Consider the following 19,308-nt stretch of genomic DNA (forward strand, 5'->3'; position numbering starts at 1 on the left):
GGATTAGATGTCAGTGATATTGATTTCAGGAACAATTGGCGCAGGAAAGAGTAGTTTGACCGATATGCTTGCCAAAAAGATTGATTCAACACCATTTTATGAAAATGTAGAGGACAATGAGGTACTACCTTTGTTTTACTCGAATCCAGAGCAATATGCGTTTTTATTACAGATCTTCTTTTTGAATAAACGATTTTTAGCGATGAAAAATGCACTGAACCATGATGATAACGTATTGGATCGTTCGATTTATGAAGACAGTTTATTGTTTCATCTAAATGCTGATTTGGGTCGTGTGTCAGACATTGAAGTCCGACAATACGATAACCTCTTAGATACGATGCTTCATGAATTAGATGATGTTGCACCTAAAAAAAGACCCGATTTACTCGTGCATATCAAAGTCTCTCTTGATACGATGTTGGCACGAATCAAAAAACGTGGACGAGACTATGAACAATTGGATAGTGATGAAACGCTTTATCAGTATTACCGCTCATTGAATGAACGGTATGATCAATGGTACGAAGACTTTGATGTTTGTCCAAAAATCCAAATAGATGGTGATGCCTTTGATTTTGTTGAAAGACCTGAAGATGCACAAGTCGTGATAGAGCAGATCCAAGCAAAATTAGCTGAATTAGAAGAACAGCAGTCTGGAAGTTACTATACAGACAATCAACATGCTAAAGGGCAGCAATTAGATTCGTCAGGTGCTATGTAAGACAAAAGCAAAATTCGCTTATTGTTTTCAAACTAGAACCGAATAAACAGTGGAGATAAAGTTTCCTCTTCAAAAAAAGGCAACAACTACAAAAAGTGGAAGAATGATTTTTGTAGTTATTGCCTTATTTTTAGAGACTAAACACTTCGGTTCCGCGCTCTATTTTTAATTATTTGTTTCTTTATTCTACTTTTCTCGGCTTGTAAAAAACTCAAAAGGTTGATTCGAACCCTCGATCATTTTATGGCAATGGTCACAAAAATTGACTCTTCCTTGGTCGTTGATCTCTGTGTGTACATTTTGATTCGTCGTACAGGTACAGTAATCTTGAGTATTTGCTGTCTGCATAATCTTTCTCCTTAGTATATCAAGTGCTTCTTTACTATAGCAGAAACACAGGATAGAAACAAAATTAATTAAGAAAACTTAGAATTTTTAGCGATGAGCATGTGTCAAAAAATTGACTCATCATTTTGAGCTTTCATAGTGAAAAACGGCTAAAAGATGCACGATCTAATGAAAAGAAACATGAGTGGGACAGCATATTCTAAAACTGAATAAACGTCGCAATAGAAGTAATCACTTCGAAAAATAAGGCGCCATCCACAAAAATTAGAAGAACAATTTTCGTGGATGGCGCCTTATTTTTCGAGATTAAACATTTCTGTTTCGACTGCTGCTTTTATGTTATGCACTCAAACTATAACGTATAGATATTACCTTCTTCATCTTCTATACGAAAATTACCGATTTTTCTAAAATGAAAAGTCTGAGTCGAACCGTCTTTTTTACCAACGATCGTATACTCCTCATTTTCAGTTGTGATCTTGATATCGGTTAACACGATTTTCTCTGGAGTCGTGCTTGCTGTATCAGTTTCAGACTCAGCATATGTTCGTGTCCATTCCATCGTGTCATCTTTAAATTTGATCTCTGCATTGGCAAGGTCCATGTTTTTTCGGACCTTCAGTGTATAGGTGCTATTTACTATATCAGATTTATCCGCCTGAAAAGTGGTCGTATTCGTTGTTTCTTCCGTTGAGTGATTTGATTGATTACAGCCAGAAAAAGCGAATAAGGCAAAAATCAACGTAAAGTAAATCAATGTTTTTTTCAAAATAATGCCCCCAGTAGATTGGATAAAGTGATTATACCATTGAATCCAGCAACATGAAATAAATGGCTACAAAAAGTAAGTTTTTGTAGCCATTGGTGTTTCAGAGTGGTCCTATGAGAAGTTTTCTGGAAAGTAAATATTTTTAGTCTCGTGGGTTCTATTTTATTATTTACCCTAATTGGTCTAGTCTTTTTTGGGAAAACGGTTTATAATAATGGTTGTAAGTGAAGAAAACGTTTGCTATATTGTGATGTGCGACATAAAAAACTTAAATGAAAAGAATCAACGAGGTGCAAAAATGACAACATATCAATTTCCAGAAAAATTTTGGTGGGGCTCTGCAGCAAGTGGACCACAAACAGAAGGACGGATACCTGGAGATCATAAAGGAGACAATATTTTCGATTATTGGTTTTCCAAAGAGCCAGAAAAATTCTTTGATCAAGTCGGTCCGGAAAAAGCATCACAAGTCTATACAAAATATAAAGAAGATGTCCAGTTGATGAAACAAACCGGACATAATTCATTTCGGACATCTATTCAATGGAGTCGCTTGATTCCAGATGAAACAGGTGCAGTCAATCCCCAAGCAGTCGCATTTTACAATAGTTATTTTGATGAACTGATTGCACATGGTATTGAGCCATTTGTTAACTTGTATCATTTCGATATGCCGATGTACCTTCAAGAAAAAGGTGGTTGGTTAGCTCGTGAAACTGTCGAAGCTTATGAAACGTATGCCAAAACTTGTTTTGAATTATTTGGAACAAAGGTAAAAAAATGGTTCACGCATAATGAACCAATCGTTCCTGTCGAGGCTGGTTATTTATATCGTTGGCATTATCCTGAAGAGTCGGATATGAAAAAAGCAGTTCAAGTTGGTTATCACGAGGCATTATCTTCTGCTTTAGCTATCAAAGCCTATCATGAAACAAAACAAGACGGTAAAATCGGAATCATCTTAAATTTAACACCTAGTTATCCAAGAAATGAGAACGATCCTGCCGATGTGAAAGCTGCGCAAATCGCCGATGCCTTTTTCAATCGCTCATTTTTAGATCCCGCTGTGAAAGGAGAATTTCCACAAGAATTGATCGATATCGTAACCGAGCTAGATCTTCTTCCGGACATGCAGGAAGAAGATCTAGCAATTATCAAAAATAATACGGTGGATCTTTTAGGAATCAATTATTATCAGCCACGCCGTGTCAAAGCCAAAGAAACAGCAGTCGATACAACAAATGGCCCGATGCCCGAAGATTACTTTGATAACTATGAAATGCCGGGACGTAAAATGAATCCTTATCGCGGGTGGGAGATTTATGAAAAAGGTATTTACGATATCTTAATCAATGTTCGAGACAACTACGGCAATATCGACTGTTTTATCTCAGAAAACGGTATGGGGGTTGAAAATGAAGCCCGCTTTATTGAAGCTGACGGAATGATCCATGATGATTATCGCATCGAATTTGTCCAAGAACACTTAAAATATGTGCATCAAGCCATTGAAGAAGGTGCGAACTGCTTAGGGTATCACATGTGGACGTGTATGGATAACTGGTCATGGACGAATGCGTATAAAAATCGCTATGGCTTTATTTCAGTCGATCTAGCTAATGGCAAACGGACGATCAAAAAATCTGGCTACTGGTTCAAAGAAGTAGCTGATACAAGTAGTTTTTCTGTTTGATTAGAAATTTGTTCTTTTTTGAAATTTTTTAATTTAAAAAATGATCCCGAGATGCACGATGATCTCGGGATTTTCACTTTTATACATCATCGGTATGTGTTATTTTTTATCTTTTTCTTTAATTTCTTCGCTTAAAGTTTCATTTTTTGTATATAATAGAATAGGTAAATTTGAATGGGAGTGGAAGAAGGTATGCGAAAAAAAAGGCCTTTTCTTCTCTTTTGGTTAATTGGCTTTTTTATAATACTTATGTTATCCGCAGTATTTTCTGGTAAAATGACCGCTGATCTTGCGCACAAAGAACCAGAAACAACCATTGCAAATAAAGCTTCAGTAGATGAATTCAAAAAAGAATTTTCAACCTATTGGTGGGCGGACTACGAAGTTGTAGCGAACTACGAAAAGGGAGAACTAGAGATTTATCTGCCAAAAGACAAGGAAAAAAATCAATTCATCAATGTGAATGATGTATTAAGTGCCATTTCAATCAGGCAAGTCCAACACGGGGACAAGCACTTGAGCGTGCTGCTTTTGACCGAAGATAAAGAGAAAGTCGCACGATTAAAAAATGGAAAGGTATCTTCTAGTTATTCTGACAAAGTAGACCCAGAGATGGTCAATCAACGCTTGACTGAATGGCGGAAAACGACAGAAGAAATCCAAGAAATAACTGAAACCACCGCCTCTTCATCCGAAGAGACGTCCAATACGACTAATTCTAGTGTAGTAACTGGACCGTAACAGCGACAAGCGCATAAACAAGTGAAAAAAGTTCACATTTTCTAACGTAAAAATACTGAGATCAGCTCGTTGAAGAGTTGGCGCAAGAAATGTTCAACTCTGATCAATAAGACGGAATCTAGGCAAATTAAGACAATTTGCCTAGATTCCGTCTTATTTTCGAAGTAGTTACTTTCCAGAAAGTAGAAAAGCAACTATAGAACACCAGTGATTAATTTATAAAAAAGAGTAAAAAAACAGATTTTTTTAGCAAAAACTAAATGTTTAGGAGCAAAATAGACAGGAACAATAATTTAGAGAGAAGTGGTGACTTTGACACAACTAAAAAAAATTGGCCAACATCAAGTACTCATCGTTTTGATTGCTGGCTTTTTCTTTTGGATGAAAACGATTTTTGCCTACTATACTGATTTTTCTTTAGGCGTAGAAGGAAGCATCCAAACGTTTATTTTATGGATCAATCCAATAGCGACAACGCTATTATTTTTTGGTATTTCTTTGTATTTTAAGAAAGTCAGAACAAGTTTGATCGTTTTATTTATCATCGATTTTTTAAATACGTTATTGCTATATTTGAATATTATTTTCTATCGTGAGTTCACAGATTTCATTACCGTTAAATCAGCACTAGGTTTCTCCAAGGTTTCCCAAGGATTATCTGGTAGCTCTTTTTCTTTGATGAAGCCTCATGATATCCTTTATTGGATCGATATCGCCGTCTTTGCTTTTCTGCTGATTCGCGTATTTATAAAAAAGGTACCATTGAAAGCTCCTGCAGTACGTAAGCCGGTGGCGATTGCGGTGACTTGTTTGTCTGCTTTGATCTTCTCTGGGAATCTGGCAATGAGTGAGGCGAATCGCCCTCAATTATTGCAACGGACATTCGATCGTTCTTATATTGTCAAATATCTTGGACTTGATGCCTATACGATCTATGATGGGATAAAAACAGGGATTACTAGTAGTGTTAGAGCGCATGCAAGTAGCAATGGCTTAGATGAAGTCCTCGATTATACAAAATCTCATTACGCTGCTCCTGATCCAGAGATGTTTGGACTTGCAAAAGGGAGAAATGTGATCGTATTGCATTTGGAAAGTTTTCAACAATTTTTGATCAATATGAAAGTAGATGGACAAGAAGTCACTCCTTTTTTAAATAGTCTCTTTACCAATCAGGGAACAATCAGTTTTGATAACTTTTTCCATGAAGTTGGGCAAGGGAAAACCAGTGATGCTGAGAACATGTTGGAAACCGGGACGTTTGGGTTGCCTCAAGGTTCGTTGTTTACAGAATTAGGTTCAGATAATGTGTTCCAAGCTGCTCCAGCCATCTTGGATCAGACACAAGGCTATACCAGTGCGGTTTTTCATGGGAATGTCGGTAGTTTCTGGAATCGTGATCATGTATACAAAAATCTAGGGTATGATAATTTCTTTGATCGCTCATATTTCGATGAATCAGATGAGATGCTTGGCTATGGTATTTTAGATAAAAATCTATTTCGAGAATCCGCAAATTATCTCGAACATTTGCAACAACCATTTTATGCGAAGTTTCTTTCTGTCACGAATCACACACCTTATTATACAGATGACAAAAACTTTGATTTTCCTTCGCTGAATACAGGAAATAGTACCGTTGATAATTATGTGCGAACGGCCCATTATTTAGACCAGTCTCTCAAACAGTTTTTTACTTATTTGAAAGCTTCTGGGATTTATGACCATTCGATGTTCGTGATTTACGGGGATCATTTTGGTATCTCAAATACAGACAATAAAGACCTTGCTTCAGCACTAGGAAAAGATCCAGAAACATGGGGCGATTTTGACAACGCACAGATGCAAAGAGTACCACTGATGTTCCATATCCCAGGTTATACAAAAGGAACAGTCAAACATGAGTATGGTGGTGAAATCGATGTTTTACCAACGTTACTCCATTTATTAGGAATCGAGGACAAAAATTATATCCATTTTGGTACAGATTTACTTTCACCTCAACATGATCAAGTCGTGGCATTTAGAAATGGGAATTTTGTCGCGCCGGATTACACCGTACTAGGTGGAAAAATCTATGATACAAAAACAGGGGCATTACTTGAAGAAAACCAAGCAGCGGAACAAAAAGTCGCACAAGAACAAAATCAGGTAAAAACAGCTTTGAGTCTTTCTGATAAACTCAATCAAGAAAATCTCTTGCGATTCTATGTGCCAAATGGATTTACGACGATCGACCCTGCAAAGTATGACTATAAGAATCAAGTACAACGGAATCAACAAATTGAAAAAGACAAAGGTGCAGCCTCAACAAGTGTCTATTCTAAAAATCATGATCAAACAACAACCAATCTATACCCTGTAGAGGATGAATTGGCGGACAAACCATAAACATGGCTAGATGTCGGTGAAGGAGCAAGCTAGCTGAAGGCTTCTTTCACAACCGATGATAAACGGTGTTCGAAAGCCAGTTCCTTCAATATTAAGTCAAAACTTGAAAAAACATAGAAAGCTATTTTCTCAAGTTTCGTCTTAATATTCGGAGCTGAACGGCTTTCTCACAACCTTGATCAACGGTGTTCAAGTAGCTGACCTTCAACACTAAACTGAAAAATCAAAAAATATGGGGAGCTATTTTCTGTTTTTTCAGTTTGCTGTTCAGGTCAAAGCGCTTCTTTCACAACCTTACTAAACTTCTAAAAAAGTTGTAATTTCATTTTTTAGAAGTTTTTTTATTGTTCTTCAAATATTTTTTTTATTTATGCGTACTTAATTAGTGAATGCAATAAATATTTCGATAGTTATTTCTCTTTTTCGATTGTTGTTCTGACGAAGAGGATCTTATTGGAAAATGCACACACTAAAGGAGGCATATTATGCACGATGGAGAATTGATCAAAAAATTACGGGTAAGTCGCAAGTTGACACAGTCACAATTAGCAGAGGGGATCTGTTCAAAAACTTCGCTTGTGGGGATCGAGAATCGTACGATCAAAAAAATTTCTTTTTTAACACTGATGGCATTCCTTGATCGGTTGAATATCACACTTACTGAATACGAATCGCTACGAAATCAAGTGGAAGAACCACGGAAAACGAGAAAAACACGTAATCTTTTGAATAAAGTTCAGGAGGATGATTTTGATCCCTACAAAGAAATCGCCGACAATCGCAAGCAATTTAAGCGAACGGCTGATCTTTACTATCTCGTACTGAATATACATATGTATTGGAAATCAAGTGTGAAGCCAGATATCCAATTGGAATTTTTGGGATATGAGATACGAATGATCGAAGATTACTTTATGAAATTGAAAGAATTTGGCCGATATGAACTAGACTTATTAGCAGAGTTCCCCTTTATTTTCAGCGATTCCTTTATCGAAAACAATTATTTGAAAATTAAAAAAAGAATGCGTAAAGCAATGAAGTCAGGTTATGACCAGTGTTTGTTTCTTTTTTTAAAGAATTTGACTGTCTATTATATCGACAAAAGAAGATATAAAAAAGCACGAAGCATCAATGAAGATATGTATCGTTGTTTAGGTTTGAAATCAAAGACAGCAGTCATTTACGAGAGTTTGATGTCCGATTATTATCGTCGATTGATCGCCACAGCATTAGGGGAACCCATCAAAAAAGAGGAGTTTGAGACACTATTTGCAGTGATCGAGTATACCTTAGGTAAAGAAGAGCGAGATGAATTAGAAGAAAAACTATTGTCTATCCAAGCACAACGCTAGAGATTTGGTGAAAGCGGCTATTTAGTGGGCATTGACTTAATACAAAAGGAAAACCAGTCCCTCTAGTATTGAGTCAATCCTCTCACTAAACGTGTGGAGCATGACCTCGAACCGAAGGACTGGCAGATCAATAAGATAATCAAAAATTTATGCACTCAAAAAGTCAGTGAGCAAAAAAATCATTTTTTCGCAGCTTCTACTTTCTTTGTATCGAATGGCGGAAAGAAACGTGTGATCTCAGTATTGGCTGCATCTCGTGAATCCGAAGCGTGAATGATATTTTCTGTACCAGGTAAGGCAAAATCGCCTCGGATCGTCCCAGGAACAGCATCCGCTGCTTTTGTTGCACCGACCATTTTGCGTACGAGATCGATCACATCTTCACCTGTTAATACCAGATAGACGACTGGACCAGAAGTCATATAGTCGATCAAGTCATCGAAAAAGCTTCGATTAGATAGATGTTGATAGTGTTCTTTTGCTAGTTTTTCAGTCATCGTCGCGAATTTCATTTCAGCGATTGCGAATCCTTTTTCTTCAAAACGCTGGATGATTCGGCCAATCAAATGACGTCTTACCCCATCAGGTTTGATAATAACAAGTGTACGTTCCATATCCTTCACTCCGATCTGTTGTGATAAGTTCATTATACCTAGAGAAAGAAAACATGACAAACGAATCCCATATAGTTTCAATTTTTTTGAAAATGTGTTTGACATTCCAGCCAATAGTTGTTACATTAGGTGAGGAAAAACTGAATAAGATTTGTTAGGTGAGGCTCCTATACAAACATAGGCTACTGCCCAAAAATGTCGAGAGACGCCAATGGGTAGAACAGGAATTGTCGAGATAAGGCTTTTCATAAGGTAGCTAAAAGCTCTTTTGCTTTTTACGTTGTATAGTGCCAAAACTCAACGAGTAGATCATCCATGCTTTTTTTTGTGCACTTTTTTGACCTTTCGCTGAGTTTTGGCGAAAGGTTTTTTGTTTCTCACCGATCTGTTTTTTCAAATAAAAAGGTGTTAGAGGGTGATCAAGTTGGGAAGTTGAAGTATCCAGTAGTCGGCCAAGAAAGTAATTTAAGTAAACGAAAGGAGATGAGAACAAATGGATGAAAGTCCGGTGTACAAGGAGACAAAGCGTTGGTATGTTGAGACTATTATCTATCTGTTCTCAGCGCCTTTGAAACACTCTGTCTCCGTTGATTAGATAAACGATCAAGCGCACAGCAGATATCAGTGTGTGTTTGGTAAGATCAAAGGAGGAACATGAGATGGAAAAAAAGAAAGAAACAAAACAAGTCTACGCTGGTTTTGCTAGTAAAAATAAGCAACAGTTATTTGACTTATTTCAAACAACACAAAAAGGCTTGTCTTCAGAACAAGTTGAAAATTTAAGAGAAGCTTATGGAAATAACAGTATTTCATATGGAAAGAAAACGCCGTTTATTGTGGAAGTGATCAAGGCGTTTATCACCCCTTTTACATTAGTATTGATTGCTTTAGGAATTATTTCTTTTATCACCGAGTATCTATTAGCTGCTCCAGCAGATAAAGATTTGTTTGGTGTAATCATTATTTTTGCCATGGTGTTAGTCAGTGGCACGATGACCTTGATCCAATCCGTACGTTCGAACCAAGCTGCTGAAAAGTTGAAATCATTGGTGAAAGTAACAGCTGCCGTAAAACGAGATGGTGGATACAAAGAAATTCCTATGGAAGAGATCGTTTGTGGCGATCAAGTTCGTTTGTCAGCTGGTGATATGATCCCAGCAGACATGCGGTTGCTCTCTGCCAAAGATTTATTTATCTCACAAGCGGCATTAACGGGTGAAAGCTATCCTGTTGAAAAGCATGCAACTGTGTGCTCTGGAAGAACACAAAGTGAAACGAGTTATGAAAATATTGCATTCATGGGAAGTAATGTGATTAGTGGTAGTGCAGAAGGTATCATCATCTCTGTTGGAAATGACACGATGTTTGGACATGTGGCACAAAACTTGTCACAAAAACCTGTAAAAACAAGCTTTGAATTAGGCATCCAAAAAACATCAATGTTGTTAATCAAATTTATGGCATTGATGGCACCAACTGTGATCGTTATCAATGGATTCACAAAAGGTGATTGGTTAGAAGCATTCTTGTTTGGCTTATCAGTCGCTGTTGGATTAACGCCAGAAATGCTACCGATGATCGTTACAACAAATCTGGTCAAAGGTGCCAGTGCTATGGCGAAAAAAGGAACAGTCATCAAAAATTTGAACGCCATTCAAAATTTTGGTGCGATCGATGTCCTTTGTACAGACAAAACAGGTACATTGACTCAAGATAAGATTATTTTAGAATATCACATGGATTGTGAAGGAAAAGAAAATGACCGAGTATTGCGCCATGCGTACTTGAATAGTTACTACCAAACTGGATTAAAAAATCTTTTAGATGTTGCCATTATCGACGAAGCAGTTGAGACGTTAGATACAGAGAAGATTCGTTATCAAAAAGTAGATGAGATCCCCTTTGATTTTGAACGTAGAAGAATGAGTGTCGTGGTGGCTGACCCAGCTGGAAAAACGCAAATGATCACAAAGGGTGCGATCGAAGAAATGTTAAGTATCTCTTCATACATCGACCTTGGCGGTGAAGTCAAACCATTGACTACTGAACAAAGAGAAACAGTTTTGGCGAAAGTGAAGGACTTGAATGAAGATGGTTTGCGTGTGATCGGTGTCGCGCAAAAAACGAATCCAAGTGTGGTTGGAGAATTTTCAGTAAAAGATGAGTCAGAAATGGTCTTGATTGGCTATCTTGCTTTCCTTGATCCACCAAAAGAAACAACCAAACAAGCCTTGAAAGCTTTGAAAGATCATGGTGTTGCTGTCAAAGTATTGACTGGTGACAACGAGTTGGTCACACGCTCTGTTTGCCGACAAGTAGGCTTACAAATTAATGAATTGATCACTGGCGAGAAAATCGCTGAGATGTCTGATAAGGAATTAGGAAAAGTTGCTGAGGCACATGATGTCTTTGTCAAATTGAATCCACAACAAAAAGCACGATTAACCACTGCCTTACGTAACAATGGTCACACAGTAGGCTTTTTAGGCGATGGCATCAACGATGCACCAGCAATGAAAGTAGCAGATATCGGTATTTCAGTAGATACAGCAGTAGATATTGCGAAAGAATCAGCGGATGTTATCTTGTTAGAAAAAGATTTGATGATTTTAGAAAAAGGATTATTGTCAGGTAGAGAGACTTTCGGCAATATTATGAAATACATCAAAGCGACAGCTAGTTCAAACTTTGGCAATATGTTTTCTGTCTTGGTAGCTAGTACATTCCTTCCATTTTTACCTATGCTACCGTTACAAATTTTATTTTTAAATTTGATTTATGATGTATCTTGTATCTCTTTGCCATGGGATAGAATGGATAAAGAATATTTACATGAACCAAAAAAATGGGAAGCATCAAGTATTGGCAAATTTATGGTGTACTTCGGACCAACGAGTTCCGTTTTTGACATCACGACCTATCTATTGATGTACTTTGTGATTTGTCCAGCAGTAGTTGGTGGGAGTTACCATACATTGACTGGCTCACAACAAGTTCTATTTATCGCATTGTTCCATGCTGGTTGGTTTGTTGAATCTTTATGGACGCAAACCTTAGTGTTACATGCGTTACGGACACCTAAAGTGCCTTTCTTGCAAAGTAATGCCACTTTTATTATGTTTTCAATTACAACATTAGGTATTCTAGTAGGTTCTGTTCTCCCCTTTACTAATTTTGGTGAAGAACTAGGATTGTTACCATTACCTGGTAACTATTGGATTTGGTTGATCGTGACAGTTATCGCTTATTTAGGATTAGTTACATTCATGAAAAAAATCTATATCAATAAATTTGGCGAACTATTGTAAGAGAAAGTCTTTTCTGCACTTTAGTACGAGGGATTTGAGCATCCTTCGGATACGATTTCAATAAAAAATCATGAATCATTTGCATGATTCACTTATACTATAAAATTTTTGCGAATCATTGCATAGTAACATCAATAATCAAATACTGATAGATTAGGTAGTGTAAATGCCTAATCTATTTTTTATTTGGGTTAGTACAAAAGTCGAGCGTTCTCAGAAGTTATATTTAAATATAACGGAAACAAGCGTTATACAATATATTTGAACGATTGTGGAAAAGCAATCTATTATTATCTGTTGTTGGTTATTGTATTGTTTAAACGAAGAAAATCAACGATTCAATGAAGGAACAAAATGCTTGATTTAAAAACGTAAAATAGCCATAAACCATTGATATAGCAACAAGATCAAACATTGAATCAAATGGATTATTTGTGTCATGCCTTTACTTGTAACGAGATAAGGGGGCGAAGGAAGATCAATTGAAATAATCCAACGGGGAAATACTCTTGATAAACACGATCATAAGAGTATGTGGGGAATCGAAGCTTCAATAGAAGTGGGAATGATATATTGTCGTAGTTACTCTAAATAGATTTAATTGAATAAATAATTATTAGTGAGAGTAGTTGGGGTCACGGTCACGAATAATTGCACTATCGTTTATAAAAATAGCTGTTTGTTTAGATCGGTAGCTAATAATGTTGAGACAGGTAGATAAAATATTTGTTACAAAGGTTTGAGTTGAAAATAGTGGAGTCTAAAATTGATCATTTAAGGTCGAAACGTAAGTGTCCAAACAAAATAAGCCATCATTCATGAAAAATTGTATTTTACAAATTTTTATGAATGATGGTTTATTTATGATAAATGGTGTTTGGAAATAGGATGTATTCATTTTTGAAGGGATTACGCATGATCATTCGATGAGTATAAACAAAAAATAAGATTATAATGCAAAACTCGAAATAAAAAAACAACAAAACGCACTCGAAAAAATAGCCGTTAAAAAAAATGACAGGTTCTTTACTATATTATAATTCATGAAAATTTCATTTTTTTTTCATGTTAGAAAATTAAATAAGCAGAAAATAGTCGATAAAGCGAATTAGTAACACATAATTAACGTTGATATACCAGCTCTTTTTTACTTTCAATTGAATTTTAAGAAATCACTTGTTATTTTTAAAAGTCAAATAATATGCTCTAATAAAAATTAAACGTTTTTCAGTAATAAAGAAATTTTTTTTAAAAATAACTGGATTTAACATTATACAATACAAAAAGAATCAAGCAATAATAATTATCAATAAGTTAATTTTGTTGTATGAAGCAGAAGGGAAGATAAGATGAAAAAAAAATTTGTTATGTGTGTTGTCGCAATGCTTCTTTTTTCAGGAATAACTTCTCCGTTGTCAACCGTCGTACAGGCAGTGGATACTGAAAATGACTCAGTCACTCAATCACCTACAACTCAAACAGAAGAGTCGAATGATCCATCCATGCAAAGTAAAGAGACAGTCACACAGACAACAGAATCAGTAAAAGAGGAGGTGAAACAGTCAGAGGCGCAGACACAAGAATCGACGACTGAAGAAAAACACTTTACTTTAACTTTTATGACAGATAGCACTCATTTATTCGAATCAGGAGCAGAAGTTAAAGAACTGAAAGTTAAAGAAAACGAAAAATTAGCAAGTAGTGATATCCCGAGTTTTGTGAACGAGCAATCATTGAACGGTTGGGAAGTTGAAGGCAAACTCTATACGAATGAAGAAATCAGCCAATTAACAGTGACGAAGGATCTACAACTAAAAGCAGTATTTAAACAACAGGCATTCCGCTCTTTGAGAAGTATAGATGCTTCGATCAAAGATACGATTGCTACAGCGGATAAGACGAAAGTACTTGTTGTACCAAATCCCACAGATAGCACGCAAGCTTACCAAACATATGCTGCATCAGATGCCGGAGTAAAAGCGGCATTAAATGATTTGTATCATACGGGCAATATGCAAGATTACGTCATGTATATTGGATCAAACGTCACATTAACAGCTGCAACAGTCGCTAACAATATTCCAAGTACGGTCGATGCAACTAACGCTACGTTTGCCTCATTAAAAGATAAAGTAAATAAACTAGTGATCACCGGCCATTCAGATGATCCAATCACACAAGATTTAACGGTACCATCTGGTGCAAAAACACTTGCTTTTACAGCGAATGCTTACTTTGGTTCAACGATTACTTTACGAAATATTAGCTATACCGGCTCTTATTTCTATATGAATGGGCACAGCTTGAATTTGAATGGGGGAGCAAACGGTAACGGTATTTCAATTTATGGTGGAACAAATTCAGGAGATGTCGTAGGGAATCCGGTAATCACCATCAATACGACAGGTTCTTATACATGGAATATCTTTGGTGGTAATCAAAATGGTGGCACGCTGAAAGGGAATACGAGTATCGTTATCAACAATACGAATAATGGGGGAATCAATACATTAGCAGGAGGAGCTAATATTGGTACCGTTGATGGAAACGTCTCTACGATTATCAATAATACGGGTGGACGAATCACGAATTTGTACGGTGGTGGAAATGGAACCAGTCCGACAAATACAGCAAATGTTACGGGAACTGTATCTACAACTATCGGGGTTACAAATAGTGCAACAGGGTTTCAATTAAGTACCTTTTATGGTGGTGTCATCTACGGGAATATTGGTGGAAAAGTAACCAATAATATTTCAGGTTATGGTCGGTGGTATGGCAATGGCGAACGATTTATCGGGGGGTCATCTCGAGGAAATATCGGAACCAATCGTTCAACTGACGGAATCGAAACCAATTTGGATAGTAGTTTATACACTGCTGGACGGGCAGAATTTGAAGGCGGAAATCGTTATACTGGTACGGTTACTGGGAATATCACGAATACGATCAAAGCTGGAACCCAATCTGCTGGTGGAATCAATGATTTCAATGGCGGAGCTGGCAATAACGTTGTTAAATTCAATAAAAGTGGGATTGGGGCATCAAATGAAACAACCTATGATGCGTATACACCACAACAAAGAGCTGACTTAGCTAAAGCTGCGGCAGAGTTCAAAGTCTTCGGCAATATCACCTCAAGATTAGTCAGTGGTTCGTTTAATAATTCTTCTAACTATTCAACAGCAGCAGGTCGCGGTGGCTACATCGAAGGCAACACAACGATTGAAGTTGGAACGGCTAATGCAGATGGTTCAATCGGCGGAGCTGGCTTTGCCTATTCCGGATCAATGCCAACCGATTTAGCCTATTCGACCACGAAGAAGAATCGTGGGGAAGCTTCTGGTTGGGACGTTGTAGGTGGAGGTGGTTATCCTGCTTCAAATGATACATGGGATATCTACATTAAAGGAGATACCAAAACAGTTTTGAATAATACGATTGCACGTTGGACGTATGGTGGTTCTTATTCAGGGGTTATTGAAGGAAATAGTTCTAACACGCTGAATGGCGGGATCGCAGATACATTGGAAGGTACTGGCTATAATGGAGCACGCGTATATGGCAACGGACAAACGACTGTCTATAATGGGCAAGTAGACTGGTTTTTATCTGGTGGCGGTTGGAATGATGCTAAAGATGTAGGCAATGTTGGCGTCACAGTCCATGAAGGAGTCATCAATGCTTCTATGGGTGCATCCTATGGCGCAAGTGCTGGACATACTGTCACTGGAAATTCAGATAATCGCATCTATGGTGGGAACTTCTCTGGGACTCCACGAACTGGTTCTAATGGCTTTTCTGGTGGTATCACAAACTATGGGTCACTACTTGGAAATGCTAGTTTACTCATTGATTTGCGAAACTATGACGGTGAATTCAAGTTACCAGGTAACACGTATATCACAGGTGGACGACCGTATGGACAAAATACGAATTTGGGCACATCTACAGACAATACGATTACGTTGAATATCTTTACCAAACCAGGTGTGGATTCATTAAATGGTGCGAGCATTTATGGGGATGGTGGTAGTAATGCTGCGTACACCAAAAATGGCTCGATCCAGATGAATATCCAAGCGGAGGGTTCTAGTATTGGTAATCTGTATGCTACACAGTATTCCAATATCAGCAGTGGGAAAATTTTGCGTAATGTTACTGCTAATGTTCAAGGAGCTGTCAGCATCAACGGTTTATCCGGTGGTGCAGCCAGTGATAACTTTACGAATGCGATTGCTAATGCCAGTATCAACAAAGTCGTGTTCAATTTTGGTGAAAATGTCGATGGCACGAACAAGTATCAAACAGATCCACTCAACCTTACTGGCTTAGGAATCGTCAATTTTACTGAATTAAATGTCACGAACGGATTAAAGTTGATGGCAAATGGCGGAAATATCAAAAATGGTTTATCTGCGACTGCTGCCAATCATGCAACAACCTATCATTCATTTGGGAGCATCCATCTGTCAAAAAATGCTGGGATCGGCGTTTCAACTTCTAGTAACTTAATTTCAGCAGCGAAGTTAACTATTGAGGATGAAGCCACTTTAGAAACGCTTCCTGGAACAGGAAAAGTCAATATTTCAGATGTCGAGTTTCCTGATCCTGCAAAAGATGAATTAGTCTGGATCAAGTCAACTACTGGAGATTCAGCAACGCAAGTAGACAGTACCGGTACATGGTTCGGTGCAAATAAAGCCTATCAAGTTTTAACAATCAATCCAACGATTGCCAATGCAACAAAGCTAACACCTTTGAATTTCAGAGGAACTGAAAAATCAACTGGTAAAAGCTTCATCGGGGATAACGATGTCTCAAAATCCGGTAGTGGTTATGGTATCGCCATACCTGGTTCAGTTATCGATTATGAAGTAGAAAATCCTGGGATCGCTCAAGGCGAAGGAAGTATTTTTCATAACGTCAGTGAAGTGAAAGAAGGAAATGCACCATTAGTATTGAATGCTTGGGGAACAGAAACTGCAGGTACAAAAGTTCAAAAAGGACGCTTGGTAATTCCATCAGGAAAAGGTATCACACCAAAATTGAGCTTTGAGCCCGAAACACAAGCAACTGGTTCATGGTTGTACCAAGCAGAAATCATCAGTTCTAAAAAAGGAGATACTCCGATAACAATTGCTGAACAAAAGGATTCTTCAACGATCAATTGGCAATCACCAGATAGCGAATACAGTTATGAAGTCAAAGTAAAGTATTCGAATGCAGCTGAGCTTTCTGCTAAAAATGTGATCATTTCTGAAAAAGAAGCACAAGATTTACTAGATAAACAAGCGATTTTATCATTGATGGAGGCGAAGGGACGTCCATTCTTTACGGATTCGATCACCGCTGATGTGATGGACGGGATCAAGCAACCACTAGCAGCAGATGAAGTTTCCAGAAAACATGTCATTGATTACAAAGTCGGTACGACTGGGAATGAAAAGGAACAACAAGTAAACTTGATTGTTGTAAAAAATGAAGCAACGATTTCGACGGATCGCAGTTTTGCAGTCTATGCAAAAGATGTTCGGATGAGTTTAGCTGATGCCAATGCGTTGACGTCTCAACGAGAGTTGAATCAACGAACACTGGCACAAGTGATCTTAGCCGATGGCAGTGCGAATCAAGAACCAACGTTGGCAGACGCAACGTTTTCAGCAATCAAGGATACGACAGAAGCGGAAGTTTTAAAAAATGTTTCAACAACGTATAGCTATCAACTAAATGGAGTAACAACTGAAAAAACAATCAATGTAGCAATTACAGGTACATTAGAGCTTAAAGAAGTACCAAATGCGATGAATTTCGAGACGCAAAAAGTTAAGACAACGACTCAAACGTATTGGCCATTGATCGAAGGTAATTTGATCGTGAAAGATACAAGAGGTTCCGAACGAAATAGCTGGCAATTGACAGTCACTGAAAGACAACCTTTGACTTCGGGGACAACCCAACTTTCTAATACACTTTCGTTTACAGATGGTACAAAAAATACAGTACTCGGCCCCAATGCAGTGATCGTGGAAGAGAAGACCCTAACGACAAATGGTGAATATCTTGTCAATCAAGAGTGGGGACAAACGAACAACAAAGGAATCAAGTTAACTGTTCCTCCGGAAAAACAAAAAGTCGGAAGTTATCAAGGGACATTATCATGGTCATTGGTTGCAGCCCCTGGTAATCCATAGAAAACACGACGATAGAGAATAGGTGGGAAAGATGAAGAAAAAAAGGTGGAAGATCCTTGTGTTGTTAGGACTTCTTTTAACTCAAACGCCAATTGCTTTAGCCGATGAAGAGCAATCGTTCAAAAGTGAGGGTGTCACAGGATTTTATGGCACCTATGAATATCCTGAAGCAGGAAGTAGCAGTTCCGAAGAAGGAGTGGATGAGCCAACTTCCCCCAGCTTTACTAAAGAGGATCAAATGTCCTCTAAAAAAAATGGAGCAACTGTGGAACAGCAAGAGGCGATACAAGGGGATAGCAAACAGTTACCAAAAACTGGAGAATACAGGAGTAAACAATTTACGATTATTGGAAGTTTCCTTCTTTTGATCGTGTTGATAATTATTGTTATAAAAAGGAGAAGAAAAGAAAAATGAAAAAGACAACGTTGTTAACAACTGGAATTATTTTATTTAGTACACTAATGGGAACAAGCACAGTATTTGCTGCGGATGAAACTGCAAGCTATGAGACAAATGGTGTGATCGCTTTTGAAGCAGATACCGATCCAACAAACCCGGTTGATCCAACTGATCCAACAAGTCCAGTAGAACCAGTGGATCCAACTGATCCAAATGGACCAAATCCAGGGACGAACGGACCGTTATCAATTGATTTTGCTTCAAGCTTCCAATTTGGGAAACAAAAAATTACTACAGTTACAAAAGATTACTATGCGCAAGTCCAAACATTTGCAAATGGTACAGATGGACCAAACTACGTACAAGTAACAGACAAACGTGGAACACAAGAAGGATGGAGCTTATCTGTCAAGCAAGATACGCAATTCAAAACTGCCGCAGCTGAAGAGTTATCAGGTGCAGTACTATCCTTAAGTAACGGTGCAAGTGCATCGATTATGGATGATCAATACAAACCAGATCTAGTAGCACAAAACACATTGACTCCTGGAAGCGAATCAGTCTTGATGACTGCTGATGCGGGTAAAGGTATGGGAACTTGGATCTACAAATTTGGTACGGATGCCACACAAGGCGCAACTGCTGTAAAACTTAACGTGCCAGGTAAAACGGTCAAATTAGCGAAAGAGTATAGCACTACATTGACATGGAGCCTTAAATCTACGCCAGCACCATAAAAGAAAAAGATAGAAAATGAATCACTTTGGGGGATCA

12 protein-coding genes and 1 riboswitch are annotated in these 19,308 nt (G+C 37.7%); of the genes, 9 read left to right on the forward strand and 3 right to left on the reverse strand.

Annotated elements, in window-relative coordinates:
• Nucleotides 1-7 precede the first annotated feature (7 nt).
• Nucleotides 8-724, forward strand: coding sequence for a deoxynucleoside kinase (locus P3R27_RS01425; protein ID WP_034686754.1), 717 nt, complete (start codon nt 8-10; stop codon nt 722-724).
• A 186-nt stretch (nt 725-910) separates the two neighbouring features.
• On the opposite strand, the gene P3R27_RS01430 is transcribed toward P3R27_RS01425, so the two are convergent.
• Nucleotides 911-1,072 carry a hypothetical protein gene (locus P3R27_RS01430; RefSeq protein WP_164546247.1) on the reverse strand — a complete coding sequence of 54 codons (162 nt, stop codon included), beginning with the start codon at nt 1,070-1,072 and terminating at the stop codon, nt 911-913.
• 352 nt (nt 1,073-1,424) lie between these two features.
• Nucleotides 1,425-1,841, reverse strand: a complete 417-nt coding sequence (locus P3R27_RS01435) for a hypothetical protein (protein WP_034686752.1) — start codon at nt 1,839-1,841, stop codon at nt 1,425-1,427.
• A 298-nt stretch (nt 1,842-2,139) separates the two neighbouring features.
• On the opposite strand from P3R27_RS01435, the gene P3R27_RS01440 reads away from it, so the two are divergent.
• The 4 genes from P3R27_RS01440 (at nt 2,140) to P3R27_RS01455 (ending at nt 8,018) form a co-directional block, all read left to right on the forward strand.
• Nucleotides 2,140-3,534, forward strand: coding sequence for a glycoside hydrolase family 1 protein (locus tag P3R27_RS01440; protein WP_034686750.1), 1,395 nt, complete (start codon nt 2,140-2,142; stop codon nt 3,532-3,534).
• 192 nt (nt 3,535-3,726) lie between these two features.
• The gene (locus P3R27_RS01445) at nt 3,727-4,275 is read left to right on the forward strand and encodes a hypothetical protein (RefSeq protein ID WP_126134265.1); all 549 of its coding nucleotides are present in this window, start codon (nt 3,727-3,729) and stop codon (nt 4,273-4,275) included.
• Nucleotides 4,276-4,587: 312 nt separating this feature from the next.
• Entirely contained in the window at nt 4,588-6,666 is a 2,079-nt protein-coding gene (locus P3R27_RS01450; protein ID WP_126134264.1) for an LTA synthase family protein, read from the forward strand.
• A gap of 485 nt (nt 6,667-7,151) precedes the next feature.
• Entirely contained in the window at nt 7,152-8,018 is an 867-nt protein-coding gene (locus P3R27_RS01455) for a helix-turn-helix domain-containing protein (protein ID WP_126134263.1), read from the forward strand.
• Between the two features lie 179 nt (nt 8,019-8,197).
• On the opposite strand, the gene ndk is transcribed toward P3R27_RS01455, so the two are convergent.
• Nucleotides 8,198-8,632 (reverse strand): nucleoside-diphosphate kinase, encoded by a 435-nt coding sequence (ndk, locus tag P3R27_RS01460; RefSeq protein WP_126134262.1) that lies wholly within the window; start codon nt 8,630-8,632, stop codon nt 8,198-8,200.
• Between the two features lie 143 nt (nt 8,633-8,775).
• A riboswitch (M-box (ykoK) riboswitch) is annotated at nt 8,776-8,948 on the forward strand.
• Between the two features lie 343 nt (nt 8,949-9,291).
• On the opposite strand from ndk, the gene mgtA reads away from it, so the two are divergent.
• From mgtA to P3R27_RS01480, 4 genes are all read left to right on the forward strand, one after another.
• A complete protein-coding gene (gene mgtA / locus P3R27_RS01465; protein WP_034686742.1) occupies nt 9,292-11,940 on the forward strand; it encodes a magnesium-translocating P-type ATPase in 2,649 nt (882 codons plus the stop codon).
• Between the two features lie 1,349 nt (nt 11,941-13,289).
• Nucleotides 13,290-18,134 carry a beta strand repeat-containing protein gene (locus tag P3R27_RS01470; RefSeq protein WP_080693128.1) on the forward strand — a complete coding sequence of 1,615 codons (4,845 nt, stop codon included), beginning with the start codon at nt 13,290-13,292 and terminating at the stop codon, nt 18,132-18,134.
• 31 nt (nt 18,135-18,165) lie between these two features.
• Nucleotides 18,166-18,549, forward strand: a complete 384-nt coding sequence (locus P3R27_RS01475; protein ID WP_034686737.1) for an EF2685/EF0750 family sortase-dependent surface protein — start codon at nt 18,166-18,168, stop codon at nt 18,547-18,549.
• The gene (locus P3R27_RS01480) at nt 18,546-19,271 is read left to right on the forward strand and encodes a WxL domain-containing protein (RefSeq protein ID WP_034686735.1); all 726 of its coding nucleotides are present in this window, start codon (nt 18,546-18,548) and stop codon (nt 19,269-19,271) included. The genes P3R27_RS01475 and P3R27_RS01480 overlap by 4 nt, the downstream gene beginning before the upstream one ends.
• The last annotated feature ends 37 nt before the right edge of the window (nt 19,272-19,308 follow it).

Origin of the sequence: Enterococcus spodopteracolus (genome assembly GCF_030441955.1) — a bacterium.
GTDB classification, from domain to species: Bacteria; Bacillota; Bacilli; order Lactobacillales; family Enterococcaceae; genus Enterococcus_B; species Enterococcus_B spodopteracolus.

Excerpts from the sequence above, each read along its gene's own strand:
- P3R27_RS01425 (WP_034686754.1), top strand. The coding sequence starts at position 8 with ATGTCAGTGATATTGATTTCAGGAACAATTGGCGCAGGAAAGAGTAGT.
- P3R27_RS01445 (WP_126134265.1), top strand. The coding sequence starts at position 3,727 with ATGCGAAAAAAAAGGCCTTTTCTTCTCTTTTGGTTAATTGGCTTTTTT.
- P3R27_RS01430 (WP_164546247.1), bottom strand. The coding sequence starts at position 1,072 with ATGCAGACAGCAAATACTCAAGATTACTGTACCTGTACGACGAATCAA.
- P3R27_RS01440 (WP_034686750.1), top strand. The coding sequence starts at position 2,140 with ATGACAACATATCAATTTCCAGAAAAATTTTGGTGGGGCTCTGCAGCA.
- P3R27_RS01455 (WP_126134263.1), top strand. The coding sequence starts at position 7,152 with ATGCACGATGGAGAATTGATCAAAAAATTACGGGTAAGTCGCAAGTTG.
- P3R27_RS01470 (WP_080693128.1), top strand. The coding sequence starts at position 13,290 with ATGAAAAAAAAATTTGTTATGTGTGTTGTCGCAATGCTTCTTTTTTCA.
- P3R27_RS01475 (WP_034686737.1), top strand. The coding sequence starts at position 18,166 with ATGAAGAAAAAAAGGTGGAAGATCCTTGTGTTGTTAGGACTTCTTTTA.
- mgtA (WP_034686742.1), top strand. The coding sequence starts at position 9,292 with ATGGAAAAAAAGAAAGAAACAAAACAAGTCTACGCTGGTTTTGCTAGT.
- P3R27_RS01480 (WP_034686735.1), top strand. The coding sequence starts at position 18,546 with ATGAAAAAGACAACGTTGTTAACAACTGGAATTATTTTATTTAGTACA.
- ndk (WP_126134262.1), bottom strand. The coding sequence starts at position 8,632 with ATGGAACGTACACTTGTTATTATCAAACCTGATGGGGTAAGACGTCAT.